The sequence below is a fragment of the Acinetobacter tibetensis genome (genome assembly GCF_023824315.1).
GTDB classification, from domain to species: Bacteria; Pseudomonadota; Gammaproteobacteria; order Pseudomonadales; family Moraxellaceae; genus Acinetobacter; species Acinetobacter tibetensis.
In genome coordinates this window covers 704,174-730,974 of record NZ_CP098732.1, presented here as the reverse complement: position 1 = coordinate 730,974, position 26,801 = coordinate 704,174, and the positions used below count along the sequence as shown (strand labels likewise).

Below are 26,801 nucleotides of genomic sequence, written 5' to 3'. Positions count from 1 at the left end.
CTAAAAACCTATCCCTAATTTTAAATAATTAACAGTGAGCGTGGGGAACCAGCATGCCTGACATTAGGAACATATCGACAATTTGTATACACAGGGTTTAACAATCTGAACTACACCCAACGGCGTTTTAGGCATGATTTTAAAATATCAAGCCTTCTTAAATTGAATAACATTTTCATCAGCTAGCTTTTCCAAATAATCGGCATACCATTGCATCATGACTTTTCGCTCATCAAAATGAGTCGCTTTATCGTATGTGCCTTTAACACCATTTTTAGTATGTGCTAAACAAGCTTCCACCACTTGAGGCTTATCACTAAACTGGTTATTTAAAATTGTACTGGCAATATGACGAAATCCATGAGGGTTTTGCTTTCCACCATAGCCCATTCTCTTTAAAGCTTCGATAAAGACCGTATCCGACTTAGGTTTATTTTTACTGCTTCTGCTGGGAAATAAATAAAGTGAATGACCTGTTAATTGTTTTAACTCTTGAAGTGACTCCAAAGCTTGCTTTGCCAATGGGATTTTATGCTCTTTTCCCATCTTCATTCTTGATGCTGGAATTAACCATATACCCTTTTCCAAATCAAACTCTTCCCATACCGCCTCTCGCAACTCCGATGGTCTGTTAAAGAGTATTGAAAGCAATTTAAGACCAATACGTGTATCCAATGCTGGATACTTATCTATAGCTCGTAATAATGCTGGTAGCTCCTCATCACCTACATGCTTCATCCCATTACTTTCGTGCTTTTTCAGATACTTATGCAAATTAGTAATAGGATTGTAAGTTGCTTTCCCTGTTACCTCAGCATAATCATAAATTTCACGCACCAATGCTGTAACGCGCTGCCCTGTTTCAATAATCGGTTTACCTGTACGAGGATTCAGCTTGTTTTGTATCTCTTGAAAGAGAGCATGCCATTCTTGCTTAGTGATATTTCGGTAATCTTTCTTACCCATTGCAGGCATGACATGGTTATTTAATGCACCTAAATTCCTAGCCTTAGTATCTGGTGTCCATGTTTTTGTAAGATAAAACTCTTCAGCGAGTTGTTGAAAAGTAAAAGCCCCTTGCTCCAATGTCGCTAGTCTAACTTCCGCTTTCTGTACAACTGGATCAACACCTTGAGCAATTAACTTACGAGCTTCATCAGCTCTCTTTCTTGCAAAGCTTCCACCAACTTCAGGATATGTACCTAAACCAACCCATGACCACTTACCAGTGCTAGGCTTTTTATACCTTAGCTCCCATCGCTTATTGCCTTTAGGGTGAACTACAAAATGTAAGTTATTTCCGTCATTAATGCGGTACTCTTTTTCTTCTGCTTCCAATGAACCTAATACGGTATCTCGCATCGGATAAGACTTTACATCTGATTTTTTCATCGCATGTCTTGTATGGTGGCTTTTCGCTAACTCACACTATACACGCTACCATACACAGCAACAAGCTATAAGAAACTTCATATAACGGCATAAACAGGCATAAAAAAAGCCTAAACCATTAAGATTTAAGCTTTATTTACTTATATAACGTCATATTGCGTTATACAAATTTAAGTATTTGGTGGAGGTGGCGGGAGTTGAACCCGCGTCCGCCAGCACTACGCTCGAGAATACTACATGCTTAGATATCGTCTATTGTTTTAACTCTTTGTGACCCGACGAACAGGGTACAAATCGCGATCCTCTTAATTTAGTACAAAACCCCGAGGCTTGGTTTTATACGGACTTGTGTGCGTGCGCTTCAGTCGGACTCTCTAACCACAAGTATTCGGAGAGGCGGACAAGCTGCCCTTAGGCAGCTAGAGCGTATGATTCGTCGTTTGCGACTAAAAAATGCAAATTTGATTTACGAGAGAAAATGCGCTCTCGACATGCATCTATGAGTTTCATCACCAGCGTCGAAGCCAGAAACACCCCCAAAGTGTATAGCAATCATAACATAAATATCGAAAATTACGAGGTAATTTCACAGTATTTACAGAAGCAACTGCGTTCTATTACATTATTGCGGTAATCTTTCATATTTCAAGAGTTAAAAAATAAAAACATGAGCTATTTACTTGCACTTGATCAAGGAACAACCTCGAGTAGAGCCATTATTTTTGATGAACAAGGAAAAATCTACGCAACAGCTCAACGTGAAACTCAAATTCGTACCCCTCATTCAGGTTGGGTCGAGCAAGATGCCCAAGAAATCTGGAGCACTCAAATTGCTGTGGTGCAACAAGCCATCGCCTCGGCACATCTCTTTGCAAAGGATATTAAAGCCATTGGGGTAACTAACCAACGTGAAACGACTGTGGTTTGGGACAAACGTACTGGCATTCCACTTGCACCAGCCATTGTTTGGCAAGACCGTCGTGCAACTGCATGGTGTGATCAACTCACCAAACGCAACTTGTTAGCCATCATTCACAAAAAAACAGGCTTAAGAATCGATCCGTATTTTAGTGCAGGTAAACTGGTTTGGTTACTTGAAAATGTCGATGGCTTAAGAACTCTGGCAAATCAAGGACATGTTGCTTTTGGCACGATTGATAGTTGGCTGGTTTGGAATCTCACGCGTGGCGCAGAACATGTGATTGAAGCCAGTAACGCCTCGCGTACCATGCTCATGAATTTGGCAAGCCAACAATGGGATGAAGAGTTATTAGAATTATTCAACATCCCTGCTTCAGTGCTTCCAACCATCATTTCGTCAGATCGTTACATTGCCAATACTGCCTCAGGATTATTGGGTGCAGAAATTCCAATTGCAGGAATTTTAGGGGATCAGCAATCGGCACTGTTTGGACAATCTTGTTTTGAGGCAGGCACTGCGAAGAATACCTATGGTACAGGTTGCTTCATGTTGTTTAATACGGGTGACCAAATTCAATACAGCCAAAATCAATTGCTCACCACACTGGCTTGGCAATGTCACCAACAAAATACCTTTGCACTGGAAGGCAGTGTATTTATGGCAGGCGCGATTGTGCAATGGCTCAGAGATGGGCTCGGGATTATTCAGCACAGTTCAGAAGTTGAAAAACTTGCCTGCCAAGTACAAGATTCTGACGGCGTCGTGTTGGTTCCTGCATTCACAGGATTAGGCGCGCCACATTGGGACAGTAATGCGCGTGCATTGCTCTGTGGTATGTCACGAGGAACCTCAAAGGCACATATCGCCCGAGCTGCATTAGAATCCATTGCCTTTCAGGTTTCTGATGTTCTAAATGCCATGCAAGCTGATATCACACATCCCTTAAAAGAGTTAAGAGTTGATGGTGGTGCCAGTCACAATGATATGTTGATGCAATTTCAAGCCGATATGCTCAATGTCCCTGTGCTACGCCCTAAAATGCTGGAATCTACGGCATGGGGTGCGGCTGCAATGGCAGGATTGAAGATGGGGATTTTTTCTAATGTTTCTGAGGTTGCTGCATCTTGGCAATTGGATCGAATGTTCGAGCCTAAAATGTCGGAAGATCAGCGTCAGCAACATTTACATCAATGGCGTACAGCATTAAAACGAGCAAAATCTGAAATTTAGATTTTTGAGCACCGCGAATATTCTATTGCGGTGCTCGGGCTAAAGCTTAATGACTCGGTCCTGTGACTTTGGTTTTCGGTTTAGGTGCAAGCCAAATCAATAAACTTGCCACAACAAACACCAAGGTTAAGATAAAGAAAACATGATCGACCGACATGGTCATGGCTTCTTTGTCGACCAAGTTAGAAATTACTCCTAAAGCCGTTTCATGAGTCATACCATTTTGTATGAGCGTATTTTGGACTTCACTGGTGTGCAAATTTGCGACCATTTCAGTCCGTGCCACTTTGGCATGGTCATCCCAAATGGTTACGGCGATGGAAGCCCCAATGGCACCTGCCATGGTTCTTAAGAAGTTCATTAAGCCGGCAGCCGAAGCCATTTCTTGTGGCAAGACTGAACCCAGTGCAATATTCGACAATGGAATAAAGAAGAATGGTACAGCAAAACCTTGTAATATCTGAGGCATTGCCAAAGTCATAAAGTCGGCATCGGTCACCCAAAAGGCACGCATCAAGGTTACAATCCCCATCAGCAGCAAGCCAAAACTGGCTAAAGCACGCGGATCATGCTTGTTTGCCAGTTTTGCCACAATCGGTGACATGGTCAAACTACCAAAGCCCATGGTGGCAGTCAGATAACCCGCCCACGTCGCGGTGTAGCCCAAATTCATCTGTACCCACTGTGGAATTAAGACAATACTGGCAAAAAAGCCACCAAAAGCAAACGCCAAGGACAACACTGAAACGCTAAAACCGCGATAACGGAAAATTGCAATATTCACAATCGGGTGCTGCTCAGTCAGCTCCCAGATGATAAATGCGATTAAACCAATGACCGTAATGACTGCAAGGAAGCAAATAAAAGTACTGTTAAACCAGTCATTTTCATGCCCCAAATCGAGCATGAGCTGTAAAGCCCCAATCCAGAGCACCAATAAACCTAAACCTATGGCGTCAATCGGCAAACGGAATTTATCTGTTTCTGCAGGTTTTAATAAACGTATTGCCGCTAAGGCACAAATAATACCGACGGGAATATTGATAAAGAAAATCCAGTGCCATGACCAATTATCACTAATCGAACCGCCCAGAATTGGACCTAAAATGGGACCAACAACCGTAGTCATGGCCCACATACCCATCGCCTGAGATTGTTTTTCAGGTGGGAAAATACGCATGAGCAAGGTCTGACTGAGCGGCATAATCGGACCACCAAACAGCCCCTGACCAATACGGCAAAACACCAACATTTCTAAACTGGTGGATAATCCACACAAAACTGAAAAAGTGGTGAAACCAATCAGGCTAATCACAAATAATCGTACTGTTCCGAAACGTCCTGCCAGCCAACCAGTCAAAGGCACACAGATTGCTTCTGCAACTGCATAAGAGGTAATCACCCAAGTACCCTGCGAGCTTGAAACGGCCAAACTCCCAGTAATATGCGGAACCGAGACATTGGCAATGGTCATGTCGAGCACCACCATAAAGTTCGCCAATGCCAGTACAAAGGCAGCGAGCATTAAGCGGCTACCTTGTAAATCACCAAAAGGACGATACTGGTTCATAAGAAATTACTTCGAACGCAAATCGATTTTGGCTTCCATTGAAAGTCCAACACGTAGCGGATGTTTCGCCAACTCTTGTGAATCAAGGGCAATTCGGACAGGTAAACGTTGTACCACTTTAATCCAGTTACCCGTCGCATTTTGCGCAGGAATGAGGGCAAAAGCAGCACCCGTTCCGCCAGAGAATCCCTGAACCGTACCGTGAAACTCAACAGCATCCCCATACAGGTCAGAAACTAAACTGACTTTTTGCCCTGCACGAACTTTTTCTAACTGGCTTTCTTTGAAATTGGCATCGACATAGAGTTGTGACACAGGTACGACCATCATCATCACAGTACCAGGGGCAACACGTTGACCCACTTGAATATTTCGGCGTGTCACTACCCCATCAAGCGGAGCTTTAATTTGAGTACGTTCTAAATCTAGTAGCGCTTGTTTTAATTTGGTTTCGGCAATCAACACATCAGGAGTTGAGTTCTCATTACTGTCCTGAATCAAAGCATCATTAGCCGCCAAAGTACTTTGTGCCGCTTTTTGATTTGATTTTGCTTGGGCCAATGTCGCTTGTGAAACCGCCAAACTTGCTTGTGCATTTTCTACTGCAATTTGTGCCGTACTTAATTCTTCTTTTGAAATAGCACCCGAAGTACTCAGTTGTTGACGACGCAGTAATTCTTTTTCCGCCTTGCCTAAATCCACTTGTGCCTTTTGCACCTGTGCCTCAGCGCTGTGAATACCATCATCACTCACAAACACTTGTGAATTCAATGCACTACTGTTGGCACGCGTTTGCTTATATTGACGCTTGGCTTTGGTGAGTTCTGCCTGTGCTGCGGCAACTGCAATTTTGGCATCGCGATCATCAATTTGAACCAGCACATCACCTTGTTTAACAGTTTGTGTATCTTTAACCAAAACTTGTTGTACTTGACCATTCACCATTGAGGTAATTGAAGCTGTTTCTGCACCAACATAGGCATTGTCCGTACTGACAAAATGGTTTAAAAATAACGCCAAAACTGCATAAACCACGGCAATAATCGCCAGTATTGCTCCAAATATCGCAAAGGACTTTTTACGTTTAGCTTGCATATTTGCGGCATTCGATTGTGGTGGAATCGTTGAAGCTTCTGTCATCGTTTCTTCCTTCAGCCAGACAGACTTGGTCACCACAAAATCCACAACTCAAACAGTTTTTTACTTATTTTTAAAAACTGAAGATTCGTGTCGATGAGAAAGTCATTTCTTTAATATAAATTTGGCTGGGAATTTTAAATAAAAAACTCATGATATGAGAAATGATTTTTTAGACTGATTGGTTTATTAATTGATTTAAGCCACCATTATCTTGGCAGCTTAAAACTTATTTTGAGAGAACCGTTCAAACAAAATAATTTACTTTTCAACTACTTTAGAACGCATAAGACGCTATCGCCGTCGCAATTGCTTTATCTTCATCGTTTACCAAAGTCATACGCATGGTGCAGCCTTTACGCCCTAAGCGTAAGGTTTCTGCACGAGCAACAAAGAATTTTCCACGTCCAGGGGCTAAATAATCGACTCGCATATCGACTGTTGCTAGTCGCGTTACCTTCTTAATGGTGTCAGGCAATTGCTCAGGTTCAGCGCGTTTATACAACTCACCCATAGCCACGATTCCCCCAACGCTGTCTAGAATTGTCGCAGCAACGCCACCATGTAGAATTTGAAAAGCAACATTTCCAATCATGTACGGCTGCATTTCAATATAGCCTTCAATCTGCTGATCAACCACACGCATCGTCATGCCATTATGGGAGAAAAATGGCGAACTATTAAAGGCATGACATAATTGTTGCAATACCACATCAATATCGACTTTCGAACCCAAGTGGATCCCTCCCGTCCATTTCTTTTCCATATCGCTCATAAATTACTCAAACACCTAAAATTTTGAAAAAACGACCGCATTTTGCCCCTAAAGCTATGTGATGGGTCTACAATACTGCCTAGTTTAATACTGATCAGTGAGATTGTTATGACTTATACGTTCAATCGCCCAGCATTTCCTGCCACCCGTATGCGTCGTATTCGAAAGAATGACCAATTACGCGCCATGGTTCGGGAAACTCAACTCACGACTGATCACTTGATTTATCCTGTATTTGTACTGCCAGGTCAAAACCAAACCCAAGATATTCCAAGCATGCCGAAGATTCAGCGCCTTTCTGCTGATCTATTATTAAAAAAAGCGGAAACGTTATTAGAACTGGGTGTTTCTAAATTGGCACTGTTCCCTGTTACGCCACAAGAAGATAAAAGTTTAACGGCTGAAGCAGCATGGCGCGACGATGGCTTAGTGCAAAATACCGTTCGCTTACTCAAAAAAGAATTGCCTGAAATGGTGCTGATTACCGATGGTGCCCTCGACCCCTACACTACGCATGGTCAAGATGGCATTATTGATGACACAGGTTATGTTCTGAACGATGAAACCGTTGAATGCCTCATTAAACAAGCTTTGAGTCATGCAGAAGCAGGTGCAGATGTCGTTGCACCGAGTGACATGATGGATGGTCGTATTGGTGCTATTCGCCATGCTTTAGAGGCCAATGGACATATCTATACCAATATCATGGCGTATTCGGCGAAATATGCATCGAGCTTCTATGGTCCATTCCGTGATGCGGTTGGGTCTGCCAGCAACCTAAAAGCTGGCAATAAATACAATTACCAAATGGATGTCGGCAACCGCGCGGAAGCCTTACATGAAATTGCACTGGATATTCAGGAAGGTGCAGACATGGTCATTGTTAAACCAGGAATGCCGTACTTAGACATCGTGCGTGAAGTCAAAGATACCTTTGGTATTCCAACTTTTGTTTATCAAGTCAGTGGTGAATACGCGATGTTAGCGGGTGCCATTCAAAATGGTTGGTTATCCGATCAAGTCATTATTGAATCCTTGATGAGCTGTCGTCGTGCGGGTGCTGATGGTATTTGGACGTATTTCGCGGAAGAAGCAGCGCTTAAACTCAAAGCCATGAACTAATCGATCTCAAATTTTTATGAATATCGTCATTATTGGTGCTGGCATTAGTGGCCTATTGTCAGCTTTAGAACTGGTCGAACAAGGCTGTCAGGTCAGTATTTATAACCAAAGCTATGCAGGGCAAGCCTCATGGGCAGGTGGCGGTATTCTTTCCCCAATGTATCCTTGGCGCTATCCTCGTGCAGTCAATCTCTTGGCGCAACATGGTAAAGCCCTGTACCAAACATGGAATGAAAAATTACAGCCAGTCACAGGGATTGATTTTCAGATTCATGAAACAGGCATGTTAATTTTGGATGAAACCGATTTTGAAGTCGGTTTAAATTATAAAACTCAATTCCAAGACCCCATGCAGCACTGCGAATACTTGCAGCGTGAACAATTAGATCAGATCAATCCGCAGCTTTCCGAGCAGTTTCAACATGCGATTTACTTTCCAGAAATCGCCAATGTACGCAATCCTCGACTCTTACAATCGCTACGTCATTATTTAGAACAGCATCCGAAGGTTCAATTTTTCGATCAAATGCCTATTCAGAAATTTCATATTCAGCAGGACAAAGTTGAATATGTAGCAACTGAAACAGGACAGAAAGTCTATGCCGATCAATTCGTGCTAACAACAGGTGCTTGGTCTGGTTTATGGTCAGCGCAACTGGGTTTGGAACTACCCGTTCGCCCAGTACAAGGGCAAATGGCGCTGATTAAAACCCCTGCCCACTGGCTACCAACCATGTGTATGAATCGAGTCATGTATCTCATTCCACGGATGGATGGTCATATTGTCTGTGGTTCCAGCATGCAAGAGTGTGGGTTCAATGCCGAAACCACCGAGCAGATTCAACAGAATATTTTAGAAGCTGCTTATGAAATGGTGCCTGAGTTAGCCCAATTCCCTGTAGTGCAAAATTGGGCTGGTTTACGCCCAAGTTCACCCGAAGGTATTCCCTATATTGGTCAACTACCTCATCTCAACAATGTCTGGGTCAATTTGGGACATTTTAGAAACGGTTTATGTATGGGGCCTGCTTCGGCACAACTGTTACGTCAGCTTATGCTGAAGCAGCCAACATATGTGAATGCGGCGACTTATAGCCCTGCACAATTGCTCAACCCTGAAATAATGACCAGTTAAAACACTGCTCCACATCAAAGTAAATCATTTAATGCTTCTTTTAAAGTCGGAAACTTGAACTCAAACCCTGCTTGTTGAAGGGCTTTGGGTTGCACAAATTGACCATTTAAAATCAATTGTGATTGCTCCCCCAATAGACTTTTAAAAACCCAAGCGGGCATACTTAGCAAAGGATGTCGTTTTAAACTGACTGCTGTAATATTCACAAATTGACTCTGTATCACCTTTTCTGGTGCTACCACATTAAAGACTTTCTGTTCGGTCTCATGGGTCAGAATAAATTCTACTGCACGTAATACATCTTGGATGTGTACCCAAACCACGGGCTGCCGCCCATGGCCAATACGTCCGACCAGATTCCACTTAATTGGAAACAGCATTTTGGGCAAAATGCCACCGCCACGTCCAAACACAATACCTAAACGCATAATCTTGGTATTTTGTTGAGTATCTGCCAACGCTGTCTGTTCCCACTGTTGGCAAAGTTGCGACATAAAAATGTTTTGAGCAGGTGATTCTTCTGTACAAACTTGCTGCCATTGCTCCAAAGCATCAATACCGTAGTATCCCACCGCAGAACCCGACAAAATACATTTCGGGAAAATTTGCCGTTGTTGTAAATAACGGTACAAGGCTTCTGTCATTTTCACTCGACTTTGAATTAACTTCTGCTTACGTTGTTCACTCCATCGACCTTCGGCGATACTTTCCCCTGCCAAATTAATGACATAATCAATGGTTTGATGTTTCAATTCATCAAAATGCTGAATCCAACTTAAATCAGGATGCGTTTGAGCTTGTGGTTTCCTTGAAATTCCAATGACTTGAAAATCTCGTTTTAATAAATAAGGCACTAAATAAGAACCAATAAACCCAGAAGCTCCAGTAATCAACACCACAGGCTTGTACATAAAACAATCTCTTGGTTAGATAATTTATCTATAAATGAGAAAGACAACAAATACAAGCTTATGTGCATTAACCCAACATTTTGTCTACCATACGTTGTGCTTGAGCACCATAAAACCAATAAGTTAAAAGATATAATGGAATGGCAATCAGCAAGAACATCATCAATACCACTGCCATAAATTGCGGTTGTTGCAAATACAACAACAAGTCTTGCCAAATCGTTGGATTGCTACGTGAGAAGAAATAAATTCCGCCCAGTAAACCCAATAAGTTATAACCCCAGAAAATTAGACTAAAACCCAGCGTCAACTGTTTACGTTCTGCTTGCGTTGGAGCACGCTTTTGCTGTTTCAGGAATTTGAATAATACCCAGTTCATTGCCACCAAATAAGGCACTATGGTAAGTATACTCCCCATCCCTCTTGGCATTAATGCTGCCAACACACCGCAAATACATGTGAACAGAAAGCACAGTACAAAAAACCAAATAAAATAGCAGCGCAGTGGTATCATGAGTACAGCTCAACAAGGGCAAAACGCTATTATAAAAAAAAATTCAAACTTTTTTAATTTTCTTGTCAACCAATTCAAACTTGTCCACGTTATTAAGAGTACAAGGTTCGAAACCGTCAATTTGTACCGGCATCCACAATATTTTCGGCGACCTTCTACCAAAAGCAATAAGCTTGGCGTGAACGTTAAACTTTTAAAACAGCAGCTTAAAAGTTTGATGTATCCACCGTTTTTTGACCGACGATTTCATCATCACTCGAATCGTCGGTCTTTATTTTTCAGAACAATAAAAATAGGAATGAAGGTCATGCAACCTTTAGTCTACTTTGAAATTCAATCGTCAAACCCCGAACGTGATCTTCAATTTTACCAAGCAATCTTTGGTTGGACATTTACCAAGGTTACAGGCCTACCCATCGAATATTATCAAATTGATACAGCGAATATACATGGCGGTTTATTAAAGCGCCCTGTGGAAATTCCTCCGACACATTGCGGCACCAATGCCTTTACCTGTTCCATTCAAGTCGAAGATTTTGATGCAACCGCGGCAAAAATCTTGGCGCTGGGAGGACAAGAAGCCATGCCCAAATTCGTTATTCCGAATAAATGCTGGCAAGGCTATTTTATCGACCCAGATCACAACACGTTTGGCTTGGTACAACTCGACCCAAACGCAGCTTAAAGGACGATTTTCTTGCGACTAAAACCGTCGCCTTAATCATCTACTGCATATCTGGGCATGTAAAATATGCTAAGTTATACACGGTATTTTCACGCTTTGAGATCACATGACTGTTCGCTTTTTTCATACTTCTGACTGGCACTTGGGACAATTTTTTTATAACCACTCCCGTCAGTATGAACACGAACAGTTTTTAACGTGGTTAGTCGATCAAATTAAATTAAAACAGCCACATGCCCTACTAATTGCGGGAGATATTTTTGATGTGATTAACCCCGCATCCAGTGCGCAAAAGCAACTCTATCAATTTTTGGCAGATGTACATGCGGTGGCTCCGCACATGCAAACCCTCATGATTGCAGGGAACCATGACTCAGGTTATCGTATTGAACAAGTGGAGCCACTGTTATCTAAATACAATGCCAAAGCCGTTGGGGTCATTCATAAAAATACCGAAGGACAGCTCAATTTAAATCGTTTACTCATTCCAATTTATAATGAACAGCAGCAGATTGTGGCTTGGTGCTTAAGCCTGCCATTTTTACGTCCTGCCGAAATTACAGGAATCAATGAGCAAACCAGTGACAGCAAAGCTGCTATCGCCCATTTACATCAACAGCTCATTGCGGCAGCCAAACAACGTAAAACGAATGATCAAGCCCTAATCCTGATGTCGCATGCCCATATGCAAGGTGCGGAAACCTCAGACTCAGAACGCCCGATTGTTATTGGCAATGAAGAAGCACTTTCAACGGCGCTGTTTGATGAGGTAATTGATTATGTGGCATTAGGTCATTTGCATAAACCGCAAAAGGTTGGACAAGACCATATTCGTTATAGTGGCTCTCCCATTCCATTGTCCTTCAGTGAAGTCAATTACAAACACCAAGTCTTAGAAATTACCATCGATCCACAACTCGCACCTCCAGAACGCTTACAGCTTGAAGTATTGCCTATTCCACGCAGTATTGCTCTACACCGCATTCGCGGCGAAATGCATGAGGTGCTGCAACAACTTAGCAATTTAGCGACAGGTGAAATCGAAAATATTGATCAACGTGAATATGTCGACATTGAATATCATAGCTTGACACCGCCTCCTCCCAATTTACGCCAGCAATTTGAACAGGCGTTACCTGAAAATCGCTATCGTTTGGTCCGAATTTCACGCCAATATTTATCTTCAGAGCAAGATGCCTCGAATGCGCAAAGCATACAGCTTGAACCGCCGACCCCAGTACAACTGTTCCAAAATGTATGGGAAAAACAAGGTTATGCTGCCGATGATGATGTCCTAAATGATTTTATGAGTTTGGTACACGAAGCAGAAAAAACTTTAGAAGACGAACACAACGGTTAAAGGCTTGCCATGAAAATTTTATCTATTCGAATTAAAAATCTGGCATCCCTCGCGGGTGAACATCTGATTGATTTTGATGCTGAACCGCTAGCCAGTGCAGGTTTAATCGCTATTGTAGGTAAAACAGGTGCGGGGAAATCTACTATTTTAGATGCCATGTGTTTAGCGCTATTCAATAAAATTCCACGCCTAAAAGACAGTGATGGTAAGTTACTCGATAGTGATGGCTCAGAATTACTGACCAATTCGCCACTCACGGTTTTGCGTCGTGGTACAGGGCATGGTTTTGCCGAATTATGTTTTATCGCACAAGACCAAAAATGTTATTTGGCACGATGGGAAGTCAAACGTGCACGTGAAAGTGCTTCAGGAAAACTACAAAATGTACAACGCTATTTAAAATGCTTAACTGACGATGTGGTGATTGCCGATAAAAGTAAAGCGGTAGAAACCCATATTCAACAGATTACCCAACTCAGTTTTGAACAATTTACCCGTGCAGTGTTATTGGCACAGTCTGAAGTGACTGCTTTTTTAAAAGCCCGCGACAATGAGCGGGGCGAATTATTGGAATATCTAACCAATTCCAGCATTTTCGGTAAAATTGGACAACTGGCTTATGAAAAAACCAAATCGATTGCAACCCAACGCAAGGAACTGGAAAATGTTTTAGGTCATATTGAAATTCGCTCCGAAGAAGAAATTACGGCGCTACGCACTCAATATGAAACTGCACAACAGCATTATCAAACACTCGAGCAGGAAAAATCACAGTATCTTCAACAACAGCAATGGTTTACGCAACTGTATAAATTAGAACAAGATATTGTGCTTAAACAGCAACAGCATGAAACCCAACTACAAGCACATACAGCCTTAGCACAAGATCGCCAACAACTGAGCCAACTCGAAACTTTTTCTGCGATACGTCCCGTCGTATTTCAGCAACAACAAATTCTAAACAGCCTGCAACAGCTTGAACCACAAATTCAGCAACAACAACAGCACTTTACTGCCCTAGTCACTCAATTTGAACAAGAGAAAAATCAGTTTAACCAAGCTGAAACTGCATTGCACCAATTACAAGATTTCGAACGACAACATCAACAAGAACTGGGTGATGTTCGTAAATATGTACAAGAACGTGACTATATTGCCGATGAATATAAAAAGACCAAAAGTCGTTTGCAACAATTGGATATGCAGCAGCAACCTTTACTCGAACAGCAACAGCAATTTGAACAACAATTACAACACTTGATCACACAACAGCAATTTTGTGCAACTCAACTACAAAATAGCGATCAGTTTGCAACTTTAGATCAAGGTTTAAATGCTCATCTTCAGCAACTCAAGCAATTTATTCAACACTATCAAAAAGTTGAAAATACTTTAGGCAATATCCCGCAAGCACAGCAACAGCTTGATCAAGACAAAATTCTGCTACAAAAATTAGTCGCAGAATTTGGGACGACGGCTCAAATTGAAACGCAACGAGAACAACAACAGAAAAACAAAGAGCAACAACTCTCTCGACTCAACCAACTGGATTCAGTTCAGCAAAAACTGGAGTATTTCTTTACCTTAACCGATGAAATCCTGAATCTGACGGACAAATTGCACAGCATTCAACAACAGCAGCAACAACTTCAGCAAAGCACCAAACAAGCAGAAATCGAGTTTCAGGCGGCAAAAGCCGAACGAGAAAAATTACAAAGTTTCTTACAACAACAGCGCTTATTACATACCGAAAATATTGAACATTTACGTGCAGCATTAACACAAGGCGAAGCCTGCCTCGTCTGTGGCAGTACAGAACACCCCTATCGTGATGATGAAAATCTAGTCTCGAAGGCATTGTATGAACTGCAACAACAGCAAGAACAACAGGCGATTCAACAGGAACAACAATGTCTACATCTTTGGCAAACAGCTCAACAACAACTGACTCAAATGAGCGCCGAGCACGTCCAACTGCAACATTCATTACAACAACTCAATGAAAAATCAGAACAACAAAAAAATGAATTACAACAACATCTCGCACTATCCGAGCTAGTTCTAGATTTAACTCATCCTCAACAGGAAATCTTGACTACACTACAACATTGCCTTGCAGAAAGTACTCAGCTTAAACAGCAGGCGGAACTGGATTTACAACGGTTCAATCAAGCACATAAAGATCAGTTACAACTGACACAAAACATTCAATACCACACCCATCAACTGGCATCCGTACAACAATGGCAACAGCAAATTCAGCAGATTATTGATTGTCTAGCGCCACATGAACAAGCTGCGTGGGTCGAGCATCCGCTGTCTACGGCACAACAAACAATGCAGTATTTACAACAACGTGTGCAGCAAATTGAACAGCGTGATCGCTTCAATAAGCAAAAAGAACAAACTGAACAACAACTGAATATTATCAAAGTAAATCTCAGCAGTTTGACTGTTCAGCACATCGAGTTCGCGCAACAACTGAAAGAGGTTGAAGCCAAAGGGAAGCACAATGCTGAAGCGGCTCAGCAACTCATTATCAACATGACAGGCTCAACCGAGCTTAAAGCCAATGAATGGCTTCAGCAGCATGATCAACAACGTCAACAGCTACAACAGCAATACCAACAGCTCAAACTCAGTTTTGAACAGGCGCGTCAAAACTTCGAACAACACAAAAATGCCTTGGAACAATTGAAAGCACAACAGCAGCAACAGCTCCATGCACTGGAGCAAGCTCAAACAGAAATTTCAAGGTGGTTAACGCAGCACAGTGAATTTTCCGAGCCACGCTTAAAAACGCTGCTTGCGATTTCCTCAACTCAGGAACAACAACTGCGTTTATCCTTGCAACAGGCAGATCGTCAATTGAGCGAAGCTGTCTATGCATTGAAAACACTACAAAACCAATTACATGAACATCAGCAATATCAATCCAAGACCAATCATGATCAATTGTTGCAGTTACTTGAACAAAATGCTGTGCAATTACAACAACTAACTGAACACCGTGATCAACTCAAATTATCACTGGAATTACATCAGCAAAATTTAGCCAAGCAGCAGCAATTCGCAGCCCAAATACAACAAATTCAGCAACAGGAACATCGTTGGGCTAAAATTTCGGGCTTGATGGGTGATGCCACAGGGAAAAAATTCCGCGATTTGGCACAGCAATATCACCTCGATATTTTAATTGAATATGCCAACCAGCAATTAGCCCTTCTATCACAACGTTATACCTTAAAGCGCTTGGATAACTCGCTCAGTCTCGCCATTATTGACCATGATATGGATGGTGAAACCCGTTCGGTTTCTTCTCTTTCAGGAGGAGAATCTTTCCTGACCGCTTTGGCTTTATCCTTGGCAATTGCCAATATGGCGGCAGGTTCCATGAAAATTGAATCACTATTCATTGATGAGGGTTTTGGCACTTTAGATGCTTCATCTTTACACATGGTGATGAATGCATTTGACCAATTACAAAATCAAGGACGCAAAGTGGTTCTCATTTCACATATTCAAGAAATGCATGAGCGCATTCCTGTTCAAATTCAGGTACAGCCAATAGGTTCTGGTTCTAGCCGTATTCAAATTGTGTCTTAATTGGCTATGCGTAACCTTCTGTCAATTTAAAATTTACTCCCATCAAACAATAAAAAAGGCTTCATTTAGAAGCCTTTTTTATGTTCACCAAGTGATTAAGTTACATTACTTTTTACGTAATGCATCCTGACATTCTTGCTCATCACAGTAGCCATACAGATTTAATGAATGACCTGTTAAAGTAAAGTTATGTTTTTCTGCCACTGTATGTTGTTCATGTTCAATAACTTCGTTAGTAAATTCAACAACTTTATTACAGTTTTGGCATACGAGGTGATCGTGGTGATCATCTTGCATAATTTCAAAAACAGAATGATTATTTTCAAAATGGTGACGCTGAATAATACCAGCAGCTTCGAATTGCGTTAACACGCGATAAACAGTTGCTAAACCGACATCTTCACCCTGTTCGAGTAAAGTCTTATAGATATCTTCCGCGCTTAAATGATGTTGTTTTGAATTTTCTAATAATTCTAATATTTTAATTCGTGGAAGTGTAACTTTAAGTCCAGCTTTGCGTAAGTCTTGGTTTGAAATAGGCATGTAAAAAGGTCTCTCTCAACAAATTTAAAGTTGGAATATGCAACAAAGTTAAGATGCAGTATGATCTATCCGTGGATCAAATGCATCAAAATTAATTTGGGATAGTGTAGCAAAATGCAAAAAATCATGTTGACGTTATTCGTCACTTCACTGCTCGCGGGCTGTTCGACCTTGGGCGTTTATAAAGTAGATATTCCTCAAGGAACACCATTAACACAAGCCCAAGCCTCAAAAATCCAAGTCGGCATGAGTCACCAACAAGTGCGTTTCTTACTCGGTAGTCCAACCATTACAGATCCATTGAATCCATTACGATGGGACTACGTCTACAATTATATCCCAGGAACTTATGCTAAAAAAGCCAAGATTCCAGCAGCGCATGGTCAGCATTTGAAAATTTACTTCGATCAAAACGGTATTGTGAACAAAATTGAGGGTCTAGAAACGATTCCAGAATCACAACCTGGTTTACCTGGATCGAAAGAAGCGATTTTAACTGCGCCCCCACTATAGACGCTTTAAAATAAAAAGAAACCCCTCATTGAGGGGTTTTTCATATCATTTCAATTTTTTAAAGCGATTGCCTTTAGCATAGCGTCCCACAGGGTTATTGGCTGCACGGTTACGTCGAATATCCTTTGGATTGATGGTCAACGCCCGATAAATTTCAACCCGATCACCCGCTTGCAGCAATTGTGTAGCTTCTTGCAAACGGACACCAAAAATCCCCAACTGCAAAATTTCAGGTAGTTCAATTTGCTCTCGAATTCCACTTTGCTCAATTGCATCTAATGCAGTCATACCTGATTGAAAGGGAACTTCCAGATGAAACTGTTGTTCCGAGGTCGCATAAGCCACCCAAACTTTGGCTTGCTCCGTCATCAGATCAATTGTCCTAATACCGACACAATTGCAAGAATGATAGCCAGTGGCAGCACAATACGCACCGCAATACGCCAAATATTGTAAAACAGCTCATTACTAAAATTCATGGCTTTACGCAAATGGCTGATTTTCATAATCCAGCCCGCAAAAATCGCATAAATTAAGCAAATCACTAACCCCCAAAGCACCAAGACAATATGAAAAACTGGAGTGATTTCTGGAATTGTCCACACCAAAACTGTAGCTACAATGATCGCCCATTGTACAGCTACTATCATCTGACGTTGTGCCAGTTGTTCACGTGCCAGTTGTAGCAGTAATGCCGCTCCTGCAACCGTTGCAACCAATAAAGCAATTACAGGTAATTGTGCAACCAAAGCAAAATAGGCGAATGCCAACACGGCAAGCAACTGTGCAACCCAAATCGGCAATACAGTTTTGCTGGCGGCAGTATCTTGTTTAGCTTGAACTAAGCTGGTCTGCCAATACAGTCCTAAGCCTAAACCACTCGCCACCAATGCCAATACAGTCGCACTACCCCACTCGCTAAACTCAAGTGCAGTCATTTGCCAAGCAGGAAAAGCTGTTCCACTGACTTGTGAAAAAATCAGCGCTGCAATGACACCGACAGCGGTGATTAATGCCAAAATCATGCGTGGTGCTAAAGATAAAATAACGGCGGCAACAGCGGATCCCACAAACAGATATTGTGGGGCAACTCCTTGAACCACCCATTGTGCGCTGTATTGACTGACACTAAATAACATCGCACCGGCTAGAAATGGAATAAACACCACTGCCATCCAGCCAACTAGACGCCATCTTGGAGATGCATCCGCATCACGCGTTAAATTAGACAGTGCATTTAATGCTGTAGTTTTCGAACGTTTTGCTAAAGCAATTTCTAAATAGCAAATTGGCAAAGCCAAAACCAACATAGTGCCTAACCAAAGCAACCAGAAATCGAGTTGACGCTCTGTTTGTATTCCCACTATTGGTGCCACAGTGGCAATAATGATGAATGACAAACAAAAAGCCATCAGCGGCGATAACCATCGTGACATAGCATTGTCCTGCATGATGCATTCCTAATAAAAATCTATCGCTATTTTGCCTTTCTCATGCGTGAAAATCAAAAAGAAAAGCAAACCACCGCATTCGATGGCTTGCTGCGCCAATACTTTTATTTCTTTTTTAACTTTTTAATTCTTTTGCACAGCATGTCCTTGCTGAATTCTAGACCTTACTGTACTTAAGAGAAGAAGCGAGCAAACCAATTCTTGCCCTTTTTCTTTTCTTTTTCTTTAATAATTCCCATCATGTTCTCTTTAACAGCGCCAACATAATCCGCATCATCGTGTTGGATATGGTTAATCAACCATTTCGCCAAGACTTCATGTAATTCAGCTTCAATCGAGTGCCCCATTTCAAAACGGTCACGATAAGACTCAATTTTTTTAATAAATAAGTCATGCACACGTTTATGCGGCACACGGTATTTATAACCCGCTTCTTCTTGTAGAGATTCTTCAAAAGTAAAATGCGATTGGGTGTAATCAATAATATTATCGAGAATCTGTTTAATGCGGTCACGCTCTGTGTGAAGAGCAATATCATTAATTTCATTAATATAATCAAGGATTCGCTTATGCTGATCATCAATCACATCGATACCAGTATTATATTCTGGAACCCATTTCATCTTGATACGCTCCCATTTAAAATTCATCATTCGTTACTTGAAAAGGATAGTAACGGTATTAAATTTAAATAAAAAACAAGTAAATCAGTCTGGATTCCAGTTTTTAGCGAAAATTATAGGCTAAGACAATGATATGTATATATTAATTTGTTTATACCCGACTAAAAGAATAAGATATTTTTTAACCAAAAGTTTATTTTTTCTTTAATTATGAAAATGTTAATTTTAACAATCAAATTGCATCATTTTGCAATTCTCGCGCCACTCTCAATATTGATCAGCGCGAGTAATTCGTTTTAACGTCGGATTGGCTTGCTCACGAACTAAGCGATCGACCTGAGTAAATGCACGCTGAATGGGTTGTCCGTATTGGAATAAAATCATTTCGCCAGGTTGAAATGCCTGCCAAACTTCATTCTGCGTCAGCGGTTCAGTCGTAATGACGGCAACACGATCTTCAGGAGTGGTCACTTGACTAAAATCGACTTCGACATCGAGATCAATCAACTGTGCAGGTTTAAATGGATATTCACGTACCAACCAATGCAATTTGGTAATGGCATAACTAAATAATGCCTGACCATTAGATAAGCAGAAGTTAAAAGTTCCGTGTTCTGCAATTTTTGGCGCAATTTCTAACAGTAACTCAAATACTTGGGTTAAAGATGGCTCGACATAACCAAATTTAGCGACCAATTGATCCAATAGAAAACAAAATGCACGTTCACTGTCCGTATTGCCAACCGGGGTAAAATGTCCAGTTAATGGCGGATCAAAATCCAATAAGTCACCATTATGGGCAAAAATCCATTGACGCCCCCATAGCTCACGCATAAACGGATGTGAGTTTTCTAAGTTAATTTTGCCTTGAGTCGCTTTACGAATATGTGCAATCACATTGCGTGATTTAATCGGATAATTCCGTACCAGTTCCGCAATTGGAGATTCAACCGCAGACTGATTATCCACAAATAAGCGACAAGCTTTGTCTTCAAAAAAAGCAATGCCGAAGCCATCACAATGATCTGAAGTAATGCCCGCACGCTGTGAAAAACCACGGAAAGAGAACGTAATATCCGTTGGGGTCGCACAATTCATTCCGAGCAACTGACACATAAGCAACTATAAACACTTTAATAGATTATGGGTTTATTGTGCATGACGACAGCAAGGCTTGTAAATCTTAATCTATGCTAGGTTCAGTAATTTTAATGCTTAACGCTAAAGCTGTTTTTTCATGACAAAACTCTTCGCCATTTTATTCACTTCGAGTAAAACAAAATAATCCAGACAATTAAATTCACGATCATAAAATGCCTGCTGTGATAATTTGGCATGCATTTTTAAATACACATCAAATAATTTTGGAATTTTTTCATCTTGCGCAAAACTGTATTCAGGATATGTGGGCTCATACGCCATTTGAGGTTGAATCGCACAAGTCTGTGTAGGACTGAGTTGTTTTAAATATTGATGCGTGTAGTAAGCACGTGCCTGATTGCCTTGTAGGCGGATACTGACACAACCAATCAAATATTTCGCCCGCATCTCCCAAAGTACTTTAGGAACGAGATTGAGCCATAAAATGGATAAGGCGCGACTAGAACGATAGCGATGATGTACACAAGTTCGTCCAATTTCTACAATATTGGATAAATGTCCCAGTTCATCAATAATTTTAAATTCTTGCGCGCTATAGCTCTGTGCCAAATCTTGTCCTTGCAAGAGTTTTAAGCGTGTATAGGCCACAATTTCATTGCTGTATTTATCACGCAGTACTGCATGTTCACAGCCAAAATCATACAAGTCCTGATCGATGTTTTGATCGAATGTAATTCCGAATTGTTGGGAAAATTGTGCTGCTCGGAATTTCTGGACTTCATGTAATTGTTTTAAATCTTCCACCCATTCAAAGCGGTATTGATGCGTTTGTTTTTCAGCTTTTTTTTGTAATGGAAAAGTAAAGTTTTGACGATATAGATTCAACTTTTCAAACATTGTTATGCGCTCTTCTGGCTTTTTTCATACACTAGGCAATGCAGATGACAATACAATGACCAAAAAATGACGACTGTTAAATAATCTCCACAATAAAAAACCAGCCCTTAAGGACTGGCTTTAAACACAAGATAAACCGAATGGATTAGTGTTTGGCACGATTGGTAATTAATGTACCCACACCATGATCGGTAAAGATTTCCAACAAGGTTGCATGTGGAACACGACCATCCACAATATGTGCACTCACTACACCACCTTTTACAGCATCTAAGGCGCAACCCACTTTTGGAATCATGCCGCCATAAATCACGCCTGTTTCAATCAGACGGTCAACTTCCTGCGTGGTTAAGCCCGTGAGTAAGTTTTTATTTTCATCCAATACCCCTGTGATATTGGTAAGTAAAATCAGCTTTTCCGCACCCAGTGCTTCAGCCACTTTGCCTGCTACAAGGTCAGCATTGATATTGTAGGTATTGCCTTGATCATCGACACCCAACGGTGCAATGACGGGAATAAAATCGCTTTGGGTAAACATTTCCAGTACATCAGTTTTCACACCAACGACTTCACCCACCAAACCTAAATCGATTTCTTTTACCGAACCATCTTCTTGGTTTTTCTGCATCAACAATTTACGTGCGCGAATTAAATTGCCATCTTTACCTGTTAAACCAATGGCACGACCGCCATGTTGGTTAATTAGGTTCACAATGGATTTATTCACACTGCCACCCAACACCATTTCCACCACTTCCATGGTAGCAGGGTCAGTTACACGCATACCATCAATACGGTCAGACTCACGACCCAATTGTTTTAGGAAAGAGTCCACTTGAGGGCCGCCACCATGCACCACAATCGGGTTTAAACCTACGGTTTTTAACAACACAATATCACGTGCAAATGAGCTTTCTAGCTCTGGATCGGTCATTGCATTGCCGCCATATTTTACGACCAGCGTTTTACCCGAAAAACGTTGAATATACGGCAAAGCTTCAGTCAAAATTTGTGCTTTGTCGATGCCAGTCTGCTGATGTGGCATTCGCCTCTCTCCTCAATGAGCATTTAAAATGTCGTGCGCGATTTTAGGATATCGATCACTTAACATGGAAACAAATGATTGCCGAATATCATTTAAACGAGCAGGATTATCGGCATCAAAACGAACAGTAAAATATTCGCCAGTATTGGATGCTCGAATAATGCCAAAACCATCTTCAAAATCAAGCCGTACACCATCAATTTTACTCAATTGAGCAGCAATATGATGGCTCTGGACTTCGATATCGGCCAATAATGTTTTAGGATCAGTACTATAAGTACTGATATAGGTATCTTCGGTACTACAACGCTCAGGATATTTGGCTAGTGCTTGTGAAAGCGTGAAATCTGGATCTTGACTTAAAAATTCAAGTACACGTAATGCCGCATATAAGCCATCATCATAACCAAAACCACGACCATCATTAAACACATAGTGTCCAGCGTATTCCCCACCAAACACCGCCTTTCCACGCGATTGCATGAGATATGTCTTTAAGAAGCTACTGCCTGTACGAATCATTTTGGCTTGCCCACCCAATTCACACACGGTATTGCGTACCATGGTCGAGCATTTCACATCAAACACCACTTCATGCTGAGGATGCGTAGCAAGACACATTTCGGCAAATAAAGACAATAAACGATCCGCACCAATAATACTGCCATGCTCATCGACCAATACCAGTCGGTCACCGTCCCCATCTAGCGCAATGCCAATATCTGCGTGTTGCTGTCGAACTGTTTCGGTCAAAGCAATTAAATGACTGGCTTGCGATGGATCAGGGGCATGATCAGGAAAGTCTCCATTAGATTCACAACGCAGTGCCGTCACCTGACAACCTAACTTTTGTAAAACCAAAACGGCACAGCGCCCTGCCGAACCATGTAAACCATCAATCACCACATGGAAAGGACGTTTCAGTTGAATATCTTCTAAGATCGCTTGCTGATACTTCAAACAATAGCTCACATCAAACTGATGCTGAACATGGGTTAAAGGGACTTTACGTTGAGGAGAAAACTGTAAACTCGCGACATAACCCACTTGTTGGATCATTTCAGGACACGGCGGTTCACCTTGCATAATCCATTTGATGCCATTGTCACTTTTCGGATTATGACTTGCAGTCACCATAATACCATTGCCTGCAAATTGGCGCGCAGAGTAATACAACATTGGGCTAGAGCAACACCCCACATTCACGACATGAAACCCTTTCTTTTCAAATATTTTTTGTATTATTTGGGCGTAAGCTGGGCTACTCAGTCGAGCATCATAGCCAATCACCACTGTGGTTTGAGCGGCTTGTTGGTACTGGCAGGCCAGACCATGAGCTATCGCTTCAACCAATTCGGGTGTTAATAAGGTTACTTTTCCACGGATATCATAGGCACGAAAGACCTGCCATGGAAATATAGGTTGTTGAATATTCATATATTTGTAACTTCTGAATCCAACGAACACTTTAAAAATTCGTCTTATTCATACAACGTAAATGTTTTAAAATATTTCTAGTTTATATCTGAATAGAATTGAACTGTTAATACTATTTAAGTGTTGTGGACAACTTATAAATTGAAATTAAATAAAATCTTTTATATTTCAGAATGAAAGAGCCCGAAGGCTCTTTCATATCAACATCAGTTTTTACCTGTATGCCCAAAGCCACCTGCACCACGCTCAGTCGCCACAAATTCATCCACTTGTTCAAATTCTGCTTGCACCACAGGCACAAGTACATACTGGGCTAAACGTTCACCAGGTTCCAAAGTAAACGCATTTTGACCACGGTTCCATACCGAAACCATCAACTCACCTTGGTAGTCTGAGTCGATTAAACCCACCAAATTACCTAAAACGATACCGTGTTTATGTCCTAAACCTGAACGCGGTAGGATCAGACCTGCAAAGCCTGTATCTTCGATATAAATAGCTAAACCTGTTTTAACCAGTACCGTTTGACCTGGTTCAATGACAGTGGGTTCAGTCACACATGCACGCAAATCTAAACCAGCAGAACCTTGCGTTGCATAAGTTGGCATTGGCCATTCTTGTCCTAAACGTGCATCTAGAACTTTAACTTGAACCTTCATATTTTTTCCTACTGTTTCAAAATTAATATCGCAATCAACGCTTAATTAAAGCGCGTAAATTTTCGAGGTAGTGTTGTGCTTGCTGCTTCGGATCGACATTGCCCGCGAGCTTTTTCTTGCGTCCCAACCACTCCAATTCATCTTGTGGCAATTCATCTAAAAAGCGGCTTGGAGTCATTTGACGCATTTGCCCACCCGCTTTACGTTGCTCTGCCAAGGTAATGGTTAAACCTTGACGTGCTCGAGTAATTCCTACGTACATCAAACGGCGTTCTTCTTCGACCGTTTCAGCCGCAATCGAGTTTTTATGAGGCAGTAACTCTTCTTCTAAACCAATCAAATACACGAATGGAAATTCCAAGCCTTTCGAAGCATGCAAAGTCAACAAATTGACTTTATCGGTGTCTTCTTCTTCCTGTTGCTGCTCTAACATATCGAGCAACACCATTTTGCGAATCACACTCTCAATATTGCGCTCATCGACATCTTCTGCACGATTAATCAAACTTTGAATACTGGTATACAGCACTTCAATATTGTCGAGCTTGGTTTTTTCCTGTGCAGGTGTAGCAGCAGACTCTTTGATATAGTCGATATAGCCTGCTTCAAACATCATTTGGCGAATAATCGGTACTGGTTCATCATCTTCTAGCAATTCGCGCGTAAAATTGGCAATAAATTCGGCAAATTCAGCCAATTGCGTGGTGGCCTTTTTCGGAATAACCATGGTCAAGCGTTGGTCGCCCGCCGCCGTCAATAAAGACAAATGATTTTCTTGGGCAAATAAACCGAGTTTTTCTAAAGTAACAGGGCCAATCGCGCGTTTTGGCGTATTAATAATACGTAAAAAAGCACTGTCATCTTCAGGATTAATAATCAGGCGCAGATAACTCATGATATCTTTGATTTCTGCACGGGCGAAGAAGGACTGACCACCAGATAACTTATATGGAATCTGCATTTGACGCAGTTGCGTCTCTAAAATACGTGCTTGGAAATTACCCCGATACAGAATGGCATAATCTTTCCAATTTTTGCCATTCATCAGTTTATGGGTAATCAGGTCTTTAACGACCCGTTCTGCTTCATCATCGTCATTACGACAAGTGATGACACGAATTACTTCGCCATGGCCTTTATCTGACCAAAGTTTTTTATCAAAAATATGCGGATTGTTACCAATTACAGTATTCGCCGCTTTTAAAATACGACTGGTCGAACGATAGTTCTGCTCCAGTTTAATCACTTTTAAATTGCGAAAATCTTCATTCAGCAAAGCCATATTTTCTGGCTTCGCCCCACGCCATGCGTAGATCGATTGGTCATCATCGCCCACAGCCGTAAACTGCCCCATCACACCGACCAAGAGTTTCACCAAAATATACTGTGCTGTATTGGTATCTTGATATTCATCGACTAACAAATAGCGAATGCGATTTTGCCAACGATCTCTTACTTCTTGATTTTCTTGCAACAAGCGCGTTGGCATTACAATCAGATCATCAAAATCTACTGCATTATACGCCCGTAAATTACGCTCATACAGTTGATACAAGTGCGCGAACTGAACATCTTCAGCAGTTTCACAGGTAATGTGTGCCTGTTCAGGTGGAATCAAATCATTTTTCCAGTCTGAAATCATCTTCATGGCTTTGGCAATCAGCTCTTTACTTTCAGCACCAGATAAATTGTCACGGTGCATCAAGTCCATCAAAATACGCTTACAGTCATCTGCATCTAAAATAGAAAAATTATTTTTTAATGGTGTGTGTTTCAGCTCTAAACGCAACATGTTTAGACCGAAGGTATGAAAGGTCGAAACCGAGAGCCCTTTTGCTTCTTCACGCGACAACAACTTTGTCACACGTTCTTTCATTTCACGTGCGGCTTTGTTAGTAAAGGTCATCGCGGTAATGCGATAAGCAGGAATCCCGCAGTGTTTGACCAAATAAGCAATTTTACGGGTAATGACTGAAGTTTTACCCGAACCAGCCCCTGCAAGTACTAACAAGGGTCCTTGAGTATATTTCATGGCTTCAAGTTGCTTGTCGTTTAACTGACTTGCCAGCGACATAGTGTTTCCTCTTTTTGATCCGAACTAGATTATAGACATCAAACCCCCAGATGCCTAACCTAAAATGACGATTATCTGTTCATAAAAAAAGCCACCTTT

At 41.4% G+C, this 26,801-nt stretch carries 23 protein-coding genes and 1 other RNA gene; 7 read left to right on the top strand and 17 right to left on the bottom strand.

What is annotated here, in order from left to right; genetic code table 11:
• Window positions 1-147: 147 nt before the first annotated feature.
• On the bottom strand, window positions 148-1,392 hold the full coding sequence (locus tag M5E07_RS03505; protein ID WP_252221964.1) for a tyrosine-type recombinase/integrase: 1,245 nt from the start codon (window positions 1,390-1,392) through the stop codon (window positions 148-150).
• A 179-nt stretch (window positions 1,393-1,571) separates the two neighbouring features.
• Window positions 1,572-1,930: a transfer-messenger RNA gene (gene ssrA / locus M5E07_RS03500) on the bottom strand.
• 129 nt (window positions 1,931-2,059) lie between these two features.
• Between ssrA and glpK the strand changes: the two genes are divergently transcribed.
• Entirely contained in the window at window positions 2,060-3,544 is a 1,485-nt protein-coding gene (gene glpK / locus M5E07_RS03495) for a glycerol kinase GlpK (protein WP_116762067.1), read from the top strand.
• 46 nt (window positions 3,545-3,590) lie between these two features.
• Here glpK and M5E07_RS03490 read toward each other — a convergent pair whose 3' ends face one another.
• From M5E07_RS03490 to M5E07_RS03480, 3 genes are all read right to left on the bottom strand, one after another.
• Window positions 3,591-5,114, bottom strand: a complete 1,524-nt coding sequence (locus M5E07_RS03490) for a DHA2 family efflux MFS transporter permease subunit (RefSeq protein ID WP_116762065.1) — start codon at window positions 5,112-5,114, stop codon at window positions 3,591-3,593.
• Window positions 5,115-5,120: 6 nt separating this feature from the next.
• Window positions 5,121-6,254: an HlyD family secretion protein gene (locus M5E07_RS03485; protein WP_252221961.1), complete on the bottom strand. Its 1,134-nt coding sequence runs from the start codon at window positions 6,252-6,254 to the stop codon at window positions 5,121-5,123.
• A 274-nt stretch (window positions 6,255-6,528) separates the two neighbouring features.
• Entirely contained in the window at window positions 6,529-7,026 is a 498-nt protein-coding gene (locus M5E07_RS03480) for a thioesterase family protein (RefSeq protein WP_252221958.1), read from the bottom strand.
• 108 nt (window positions 7,027-7,134) lie between these two features.
• Between M5E07_RS03480 and hemB the strand changes: the two genes are divergently transcribed.
• On the top strand, window positions 7,135-8,148 hold the full coding sequence (hemB, locus tag M5E07_RS03475) for a porphobilinogen synthase (RefSeq protein WP_252221955.1): 1,014 nt from the start codon (window positions 7,135-7,137) through the stop codon (window positions 8,146-8,148).
• Window positions 8,149-8,164: 16 nt separating this feature from the next.
• Window positions 8,165-9,283 carry an NAD(P)/FAD-dependent oxidoreductase gene (locus tag M5E07_RS03470; RefSeq protein ID WP_252221952.1) on the top strand — a complete coding sequence of 373 codons (1,119 nt, stop codon included), beginning with the start codon at window positions 8,165-8,167 and terminating at the stop codon, window positions 9,281-9,283.
• 14 nt (window positions 9,284-9,297) lie between these two features.
• Here the strand turns inward: M5E07_RS03470 and M5E07_RS03465 are convergent, their stop codons facing one another.
• Complete coding sequence (locus M5E07_RS03465) at window positions 9,298-10,194, bottom strand: TIGR01777 family oxidoreductase (protein WP_252221935.1); 897 nt, start codon at window positions 10,192-10,194, stop codon at window positions 9,298-9,300.
• Between the two features lie 67 nt (window positions 10,195-10,261).
• Window positions 10,262-10,708, bottom strand: coding sequence for an ABZJ_00895 family protein (locus M5E07_RS03460; protein WP_252221933.1), 447 nt, complete (start codon window positions 10,706-10,708; stop codon window positions 10,262-10,264).
• Window positions 10,709-11,015: 307 nt separating this feature from the next.
• On the opposite strand from M5E07_RS03460, the gene M5E07_RS03455 reads away from it, so the two are divergent.
• The 3 genes from M5E07_RS03455 to M5E07_RS03445 all read left to right on the top strand — a co-directional run bounded on the left by M5E07_RS03455 (window position 11,016) and on the right by M5E07_RS03445 (window position 16,359).
• A complete protein-coding gene (locus M5E07_RS03455) occupies window positions 11,016-11,393 on the top strand; it encodes a VOC family protein (protein ID WP_252221930.1) in 378 nt (125 codons plus the stop codon).
• Between the two features lie 106 nt (window positions 11,394-11,499).
• On the top strand, window positions 11,500-12,753 hold the full coding sequence (locus M5E07_RS03450) for an exonuclease SbcCD subunit D (RefSeq protein WP_252221927.1): 1,254 nt from the start codon (window positions 11,500-11,502) through the stop codon (window positions 12,751-12,753).
• A gap of 9 nt (window positions 12,754-12,762) precedes the next feature.
• A complete protein-coding gene (locus tag M5E07_RS03445) occupies window positions 12,763-16,359 on the top strand; it encodes an AAA family ATPase (protein ID WP_252221924.1) in 3,597 nt (1,198 codons plus the stop codon).
• A gap of 105 nt (window positions 16,360-16,464) precedes the next feature.
• Here the strand turns inward: M5E07_RS03445 and fur are convergent, their stop codons facing one another.
• Window positions 16,465-16,902, bottom strand: a complete 438-nt coding sequence (fur, locus tag M5E07_RS03440; RefSeq protein ID WP_116762048.1) for a ferric iron uptake transcriptional regulator — start codon at window positions 16,900-16,902, stop codon at window positions 16,465-16,467.
• Between the two features lie 114 nt (window positions 16,903-17,016).
• Between fur and M5E07_RS03435 the strand changes: the two genes are divergently transcribed.
• Complete coding sequence (locus M5E07_RS03435; RefSeq protein ID WP_116762046.1) at window positions 17,017-17,415, top strand: outer membrane protein assembly factor BamE; 399 nt, start codon at window positions 17,017-17,019, stop codon at window positions 17,413-17,415.
• A gap of 45 nt (window positions 17,416-17,460) precedes the next feature.
• Here M5E07_RS03435 and M5E07_RS03430 read toward each other — a convergent pair whose 3' ends face one another.
• The 9 genes from M5E07_RS03430 to M5E07_RS03390 all read right to left on the bottom strand — a co-directional run bounded on the left by M5E07_RS03430 (window position 17,461) and on the right by M5E07_RS03390 (window position 26,702).
• The gene (locus M5E07_RS03430) at window positions 17,461-17,784 is read right to left on the bottom strand and encodes an RnfH family protein (protein WP_116762044.1); all 324 of its coding nucleotides are present in this window, start codon (window positions 17,782-17,784) and stop codon (window positions 17,461-17,463) included.
• Entirely contained in the window at window positions 17,784-18,866 is a 1,083-nt protein-coding gene (locus M5E07_RS03425) for a hypothetical protein (RefSeq protein WP_252221921.1), read from the bottom strand. Before M5E07_RS03425 ends, M5E07_RS03430 begins: the two co-directional genes overlap by 1 nt.
• Window positions 18,867-19,039: 173 nt before the next feature.
• Window positions 19,040-19,495 carry a bacteriohemerythrin gene (locus M5E07_RS03420; protein ID WP_116762109.1) on the bottom strand — a complete coding sequence of 152 codons (456 nt, stop codon included), beginning with the start codon at window positions 19,493-19,495 and terminating at the stop codon, window positions 19,040-19,042.
• 261 nt (window positions 19,496-19,756) lie between these two features.
• On the bottom strand, window positions 19,757-20,605 hold the full coding sequence (locus M5E07_RS03415; protein WP_252221918.1) for a class II glutamine amidotransferase: 849 nt from the start codon (window positions 20,603-20,605) through the stop codon (window positions 19,757-19,759).
• A gap of 105 nt (window positions 20,606-20,710) precedes the next feature.
• Window positions 20,711-21,487, bottom strand: coding sequence for a GNAT family N-acetyltransferase (locus M5E07_RS03410; protein ID WP_252221915.1), 777 nt, complete (start codon window positions 21,485-21,487; stop codon window positions 20,711-20,713).
• A gap of 145 nt (window positions 21,488-21,632) precedes the next feature.
• Window positions 21,633-22,532, bottom strand: a complete 900-nt coding sequence (gene argB / locus M5E07_RS03405) for an acetylglutamate kinase (RefSeq protein ID WP_116762036.1) — start codon at window positions 22,530-22,532, stop codon at window positions 21,633-21,635.
• 12 nt (window positions 22,533-22,544) lie between these two features.
• Window positions 22,545-23,969 carry a phosphomannomutase/phosphoglucomutase gene (locus M5E07_RS03400; RefSeq protein ID WP_116762034.1) on the bottom strand — a complete coding sequence of 475 codons (1,425 nt, stop codon included), beginning with the start codon at window positions 23,967-23,969 and terminating at the stop codon, window positions 22,545-22,547.
• Window positions 23,970-24,175: 206 nt separating this feature from the next.
• Window positions 24,176-24,628, bottom strand: a complete 453-nt coding sequence (gene dut / locus M5E07_RS03395; protein WP_116762032.1) for a dUTP diphosphatase — start codon at window positions 24,626-24,628, stop codon at window positions 24,176-24,178.
• Between the two features lie 34 nt (window positions 24,629-24,662).
• On the bottom strand, window positions 24,663-26,702 hold the full coding sequence (locus tag M5E07_RS03390; protein WP_116762030.1) for a UvrD-helicase domain-containing protein: 2,040 nt from the start codon (window positions 26,700-26,702) through the stop codon (window positions 24,663-24,665).
• Window positions 26,703-26,801: the final 99 nt, after the last annotated feature.